Genomic DNA, 6434 nt, shown 5'->3' with positions numbered 1-6434 from the left:
CAAACCCGCAAGCAGTTTTTTCAGGATTTTTGCAGAGAGGGGGAACTTTTCTTCCAACAGCTTGTTTTCTATGCGATTTTTTCAGCGAATTTCTTGCCGGGGGGCCCTTCCCTGCCGTTCCGGCCCTCCCCGCAGGTGTGAATCAGCCCCCCGGAAGACGACTCGAGGCGGGAATCCGTGGGCAAATCACCCCTCAGCGGCGGTCGGATCGGGGGATTTCGGCGGATCAGCTGGCTTCTTCAGCCCGGGGAGCGTCCGACCCGGGGGCTTCGCCGCCCAGAATCGTCTTCAGCAGGCGAAGCAGCCTGTCCTTCAGCCCTTCCATCACCGTGTAGAGCGACGGAACGAACAGAAGTGACAGCACCGTGGACAGAAGAAGCCCCCCGATCACCGCGATGGCCATGGGTGCGCGGATCTCGCCACCCTCCCCGTGGGCCAGGGCCGAAGGCACCATGCCGGCAGTCATCGCGATGGTGGTCATGATGATCGGACGCGCGCGCTTGTGTGCGGCGTCGACCATGGCCTCTGCCCGGGACATGCCGCCGTGCACCGCTTCCTGCGCAAATTCGACCAGCATGATGGCGTTCTTCGTCACGATCCCCATCAGCATCAGGAAACCGATCACCACCGAAAGCCCGATCCCCGCCCCGTATATGTAAAGGGCAAAGATCGCGCCCCCGACAGCAAGCGGAAGCGACAGCAGGATCGTTACCGGTGTCACGAAACTGCGGAACAGCAGGACGAGGACGACATAGACCAACAGGATGCCCGCCCCCATGGCCATGGCGAAGCCGGAGAAGATCTCTCCCATCGTTTCGACATCCCCGGCGGCCTGGATGCGCGCACCTTCCGGCATATCCTGCGCCTGCGGCAGGGAATCGATGGCCGCCGTCGCATCGCCGAGGAAGGCCCCGTCTGCCAGAGTCGCGCCGATGGCCACACGGTATTGACGGCCATAGCGTTCGATTGTGGCGGGTCCGTTGGCCAGACGCGCGCTGGCGACCGCGCCCAGCGGCACCATCTGTCCGTCGCTTGTCCGCAACCGTAGGCCCGCCAACCTGTCTAGGTCCTGACGCGCGGCCTCTTCCAGGCGAACACGAACCGGCACACGGTCGTCGCCATCGTCGAAGCGCGCCAGGTTGGCGTCGGCATCGCCCACCGTGGCAATGCGCGCGGTCGTGGCGAGGGTGGTGGCGTCCACACCCATCTGCGTTGCCAGTTGCGGGCGCGGGATGATCTGCACCTCGGGCCGGGCAAGCGCACTTTCGACGGCCACGCCGGTCAGTTGCGGCAGGCCGGACATTCCGCTGGCCAGATCGCGCGACGCGGCCTGCGCGGTTTCGCGGTCGTCGGCGAGAATGTTGATCGACACATCGCGGACCCCTTCCTCGCCCAGGACGTAGATGCGCACGTCGGGGAGATCGGCGAGCCGGTCCCGGATGTCCTGCATGATCTCGGGCGCGCCGCGCTCCCGCTCGTCGCGGGGGCCGAAGTTCACGCGCACCGTCGCCTCGGTGTCCGAGGTCCCCTCGACGAAGACGCTCTCCATCTCCGGGATCTCGAGGATCAGCGACGTGATCCGGCGGGAAATCTCCTCCACCTCGTCGATGTTCGCGCCGGGCGGGAGTTCGACTGTGACCGTCGCGCGACCGCCGTCCGCGGCCGGGACAAACTCTGTCGGCAGGAGCGTGGCAGAGAAGATCGACCCGGCGAATATGGCCAGCCCGAGAAAGAGGGTCACGGCACGATTGTGAAGCGTCCAGCGCAGCACGTTCAGATACCGGCGCATGAGGAAGCCGTCCTCCGGCTCCGCATGGCCCTTGTCGCTCCGCATGAAGTAGGCGGCGAACAGCGGGGTGATGAGACGCGCCACCAGAAGGGAGAAGAGCACGGCCACCGCCACCGTCAGCCCGAACTCGCGGAAGAACTTGCCCGCAATGCCCGGCATCACGCCCACCGGCGCAAAGACCGCGACGATGGTCAGGCTGATCGCGATGACCGTCATGCCGATTTCCTGCGCCGCCTCGTTCGCGGCATCGTAGGCGTTCCGGCCCATCTGGATGTGCCGCACGATGTTCTCGATCTCCACGATGGCGTCGTCGACGAGGATGCCGACCACCAGAGTGATCGCCAGAAGGGAAATGGTGTTCAGCGAGAAACCGAGCAGGTCCATCACGAAGAAGGTCGGGATGATCGACAGCGGCAGCGCCACCAGCGTCACGACCGTCGCCCGCCAGTCCCGCAGAAAGATCATCACCACAAGGATCGTCAGCGCGGCCCCTTCCAGAAGGGTGTTCAGCGCGGTCTCGTAGTTGCTTTCGGTGTAGGTGGTGGCGTCGTCGATCTCGGTAAAGGCGATGTCGGGGTACTCGCGCGACAGTTCGGCCAGTTTCTCGCGCGCGGCCTCGGCGGCAAGAAGATCGCTCGCACCGCTGGACCGGAAGATGCCGAAGGCCACGACCGGACGGCCGTCCAGCAGGGCAAAGTTCTCCCGGTCGGAGGCGCCATCAGCAATCGTGCCGATCTGGTCCAGCCGGATGGTGCCGCCGCTCGGCAGGGAAATGCGCGTCGCCCCAAGTTCCTCCAGCGTCTTCGCGGCACCCAGCGAACGGATGGCGACCTGTTGTCCGGCCAGGCGCCCTTCCCCGCCGCCCGCGTCCACGTTCTGCTGGCGCAACTGGCCGTTCACGTCGCCAACGGTCAGACCGTGAGCCAGCAGCCTGTCCGGCGACAGCTCCACGTTGATCTCGCGCTCTGCGCCGCCGATCCGGTCGACGGAGGCCACGCCCGCCGCACCCTGGATCGTCGGCGCCACGACATCGTCCACGAAGGTGGACAGCCCCTCTATGCTGCGGTCCGACCCGGAGGCGGCATAGGTCAGGATCGCCCCCCCGATGACATCCAGACGCTGGACGATGGGCTCGCTCGCCGCATCGGGCATGTCGCCCCGCGCCGCGGCGACCGCATCGCGCACGTCGTTCACCGCCCGGTCCGTCTCGACGTTGATTTCGAACTCGATGGTGACGGAGGCAGTGCCGTCGCCCGCGACGGAGGTGATGTGCCGCACACCCTGCACGTCCACCAGTTCGTCTTCCAGCGGCGTGATGATCTGCGTCACGATCTCGGACGGGCCATTGCCCGGCAGACCGGAGGTGACGGTGACGACCGGAAGATCGACGTTCGGCATGCGGGTGATCGGCAGCCGCATGAAGGACACGATGCCCAGCACGATCAGAACGAGGAAAAGCGCCACGGGCGGCACGGGATTGCGTATGGCCCAGGACGACATGTTCATGAGATCAGTCGCCCTGCCCTGTCACCGGCCGCACCCGGTCCCCGTCCGAGAAGAAGCCGGCGGCGCGTGCCAGCACATGCTCCCCTTCTTCGAGGCCGCCCAGCACCTCGCGAAGGTTGCCCCAGATCAGCCCGGCAACGATCTCGCGCCGTTCGAGCGTGCCGTCCTTCTCCACTAGGACCGACGCGGTTGCGCCGTCGTTGATGACGGCAGAGGCTGGGACGGCCAGCGATGTCCGCTCGGCGGTGATGATCCATCCGCCGACGAAAAGACCGGGACGCAGCCCATCCTTCGATTCCGGCTCGATCTCGACCACGCCCAGGCGGGTCACGGGATCCACGGTCGGATCTATGTTCTGCACAGTGCCCTGGATCGCGCCGATCCCGGCGATCTGGAGTTCCGCACGGTCGCCCGGTTCGATCTGGCCGAGTTCGGTCTCCACCACTTCGGCTTCCACGTCGACCGCGCCGTCGCGCAGGATGCGGAAAATCGTCTGCCCGGTGGAGACGGTCGATCCGATCTGCGCATCGCGTGCCGTGACAATGCCGTCGACGGGGGCCGTGATCGTGGCATTCTCAAGATCCTCGGAGGCGAGGTCGCGATTGATCTTCGCCTCCTCGATCTGCGACTGCGCGACGGTGATCCCGTCAGAGGATGCCGTCAGGGCCGACTGCGCCGCCGCCTGAGCGGCTATGGCATCGTCGAGAGAGGCCTGCGTTCCGGTGCCGCTGTCACGCAGCCTTTGCGCACGGTCCAACACGGCATTCGCCTGATCGAGCTGCGCCTGATCGGCGGCCACCTGACTGCGGGCCTGTTCGAAGCTGGCCTCTGCCTGCGACAGCGCAAGCTCGCGCAATTGCAACTGGCGGCGCAGGATCCGCTCGTCGAGCCGGGCAAGCACGTCGCCGGTTTCGACCGCATCGCCGATGTCCACCTCGAACTCCGCGATCCGGTGCCCGGACACCTCGGGATCGACCAGGACCTCGTTCCGGGCGACCACGTTCCCCGAAACAGGCACACGCTGCACGAAGGCGGCGGTCGTCACCTCGGCCACCGTGACCGCGGGCAGCGTCCGGGTATCATCCTGTGCAAGGGCGCGCGTGGCTGTCAGAGGCGTCACCGCGCAAAGCAGGGCGATGACCGGAATGCTCCTGGCAAGACTGCGCACGTGCATCGTTTCCCTTCATTCCCGACCGGAACCCGAAAGCCCCGGCACCCCGATCCACGGGACATGACCGGAGCCTAGCCCTGCATCCGGGGATTGCAATGTCCTGTATGATAATTCCGATTGTGCACACGCGCCCCCGCCCGTTCCGGGGGCACCGGCGCCCTCCCGTCCGCACGGGGACAAGGAAATGGTTGCCACCGCGCCTCAGCCCACCGATACCCGGGAAGACACGCCATGCGCCGACCGGGACCATTCGGGCTTCCGGTGGCCCCACGAGGCGTTCGCACCATATGAAAGGTGCAGAGACAAAGGAGACCCGCGGATGAACGCAGCCACCGGCCAACCCTACCCCGTACACGCGACCATCGAGGGACCGCTCGTGCTTATCGGCCTCGGGTCTATCGGCAAGGGCGTCCTGCCTCTGATCGAACGGCACTTCGAATTCGACCCGGCGCGGCTGACCATCATCGATCCCGATCCCGAAGTGGCGACCTACCTCGAAGACCGCGACTACGCGCACGTCCAAGAGGCGCTGACGCCCGAGAACTACGACGAGATCCTGTCCGGCCTCTTCACCGAGCCGGGCGGCTTCTGCGTGAACCTCTCTGTCGACACGTCTTCGCTGGACCTGATGCGGACCTGCCGCCGTCTGGGCACTCTCTATATAGACACGGTGGTGGAACCCTGGCCCGGGCTCTACTTCGGCGACATCTCCAACGAGAAGCGCACCAACTACCGGCTGCGGCAGGCGGTGCGCGACATGAAGGCCTCCGATCCCGGCGGCACCACGGCGGTCAGCTGCTGCGGTGCCAACCCCGGCATGGTGAGCTGGTTCGTGAAGGAGGCGCTGCTGCAACTCGCCTCCGACCTCGGGCGCGACGCCACCGCACCCGACGGGCGCGAAGGTTGGGCCAGGCTGATGCGCGACCTTGGCGTCAAGGGCGTCCATATCGCCGAACGCGACACGCAGGTCTGCACGGAACCGCGCCCGAAGGGCGTCTTCGTCAACACCTGGTCGGTGGACGGCTTCATCTCCGAAGGGTTCCAACCCGCCGAACTGGGCTGGGGCACGCACGAGGAGTGGATGCCGGAGGACGGCCACACCCACCTGTCCGGCTGCCAGTCCGCGATCTGGCTGAACCGGCCCGGCGCGACCACCCGCGTTCGTACCTGGTGCCCGACCCTCGGCGCGCAGTTCGGCTTCCTCGTGACGCACAACGAGGCGATCTCGATCTCCGACTACTTCACGGTCGGTGCACCGGATGCGCCGGAGTACCGCCCGACGTGCCACTACGCCTACCACCCCTGCGACGATGCCGTTCTGTCCCTGCATGAGACCTTCGGCTCGGGCGAGATCCAGACGGAGAAGCGCATCCTGCAGGTCGACGACATAGTGGACGGCATCGACGAGTTGGGCGTGCTGCTCTACGGCCATGAGAAGAATGCGCTCTGGTACGGCTCGCGCCTTTCGAACGAAGAGACGAAGACGCTGGCCCCCTACCAGAATGCAACCGGCATGCAGGTGTCGAGCGCGGTGCTGGCCGGAATGGTCTGGGCGCTGGAGAACCCGCAGGCCGGGATCGTCGAAGCCGAAGAGATGGACCACGCGCGCTGCCTCGAAATCCAGCGGCCGTACCTCGGCCCTGTCGAGGCGCACTATACCGACTGGACCCCGCTCGACACCGTGCCGGGCGCCTTCCCGGAGGACAGCGACCCGGACCACCCCTGGGCCTTCCGCAACGTTCTCGTGTCGTCCTGACCACCCGCGCAACGTCGCGACATCGATAAAGGCCCGGATCCGGCGGTCGTGCCGGATCCGGGCCTTTTGTTTGAAAGACGCAGCCGAAGGCTTCCCCTCGGATCCCGGCACCGATGCGCGCCGCCGGTTTTAGCCTCTTTCCGGAGCGCCTTTGTGCCCCGCCCGATGCCGCACATTCGCTCATGACGGGGCCTGCATGTTCCCCGACAACA

General features: G+C 66.2%; 3 protein-coding genes. 1 reads left to right on the top strand and 2 read right to left on the bottom strand.

What is annotated here, in order from left to right:
- Positions 1–226: 226 nt before the first annotated feature.
- Together CDO87_RS17510 and CDO87_RS17505 are read right to left on the bottom strand one after the other, a co-directional pair.
- Complete coding sequence (locus CDO87_RS17510; RefSeq protein WP_100929973.1) at positions 227–3295, bottom strand: efflux RND transporter permease subunit; 3069 nt, start codon at positions 3293–3295, stop codon at positions 227–229.
- A gap of 4 nt (positions 3296–3299) precedes the next feature.
- Positions 3300–4463, bottom strand: a complete 1164-nt coding sequence (locus CDO87_RS17505; protein WP_157815027.1) for an efflux RND transporter periplasmic adaptor subunit — start codon at positions 4461–4463, stop codon at positions 3300–3302.
- 322 nt (positions 4464–4785) lie between these two features.
- Here CDO87_RS17505 and CDO87_RS17500 point away from each other — a divergent pair, with 322 nt between their 5' ends.
- The gene (locus tag CDO87_RS17500; protein ID WP_100929971.1) at positions 4786–6222 is read left to right on the top strand and encodes a homospermidine synthase; all 1437 of its coding nucleotides are present in this window, start codon (positions 4786–4788) and stop codon (positions 6220–6222) included.
- The last annotated feature ends 212 nt before the right edge of the window (positions 6223–6434 follow it).

Origin of the sequence: Sagittula sp. P11, assembly GCF_002814095.1 — a bacterium.
GTDB lineage: Bacteria > Pseudomonadota > Alphaproteobacteria > Rhodobacterales > Rhodobacteraceae > Sagittula.
This window is presented reverse-complemented; position numbering and strand designations above follow the sequence as displayed.